Annotated in this window: 2 pseudogenes; one reads left to right on the top strand and one right to left on the bottom strand. The window is 47.3% G+C overall.

The features are described 5' to 3' along the window. Positions 1–119: pseudogene (locus ACLJR2_RS23730) on the top strand (IS110 family transposase); the annotation flags it as partial. 225 nt (positions 120–344) lie between these two features. Here ACLJR2_RS23730 and ACLJR2_RS23725 read toward each other — a convergent pair. Next, a pseudogene (locus ACLJR2_RS23725) lies at positions 345–461 on the bottom strand (transposase); the annotation flags it as partial. Between the last annotated feature and the right edge of the window lie 55 nt (positions 462–516).

Raw genomic sequence — 516 nt, 5'->3', positions numbered from 1 at the left:
GGGTTAACCAGTTAAAGGAACGGCGCGGATTTAATAAAACGACCGTGGCGGTCGCTAACAAAAACGCGAGAATAATCTGGTCGATGCTGAGAAATGATACCGGGTATCAGGTAGTGTGAAATTAATCCCCTGCCAGCAAAAGTTGCAGCGTACTGAGAAATGATGACAGGTTGCACCTGCACAATCGGAACCTGATTTTTATACTGGCCTCAGAGGCCGTCCAGTTGTTGAGGCGATTGTGTGCGGATTACCCATTTGGGCACAGATTTTCCTGATGCCGGATAGATGTAAGCAACAACCCAAAACCAGATTCAGTACTTGCAAAACGGAGGTAGTCCATAGATGTAAAATGTGGCCTCAGAAATTCCCATTTTTCTGCAGACTTCCCCGACGCGGGTGCCGGTTTCAGCCTGTTTCAGGGCAAATGCAATCTGTTCTTCGGTATAACGGGTCTTTTTCATGGCAATGCGCCTCTCTGTGAGATGGAAGAAAGACCGGAAACTTCAGTTTAGACTG

Origin of the sequence: Salmonella sp. SAL03688, assembly GCF_046551895.1 — a bacterium.
GTDB classification, from domain to species: Bacteria; Pseudomonadota; Gammaproteobacteria; order Enterobacterales; family Enterobacteriaceae; genus Salmonella; species Salmonella enterica.
This window is presented reverse-complemented; position numbering and strand designations above follow the sequence as displayed.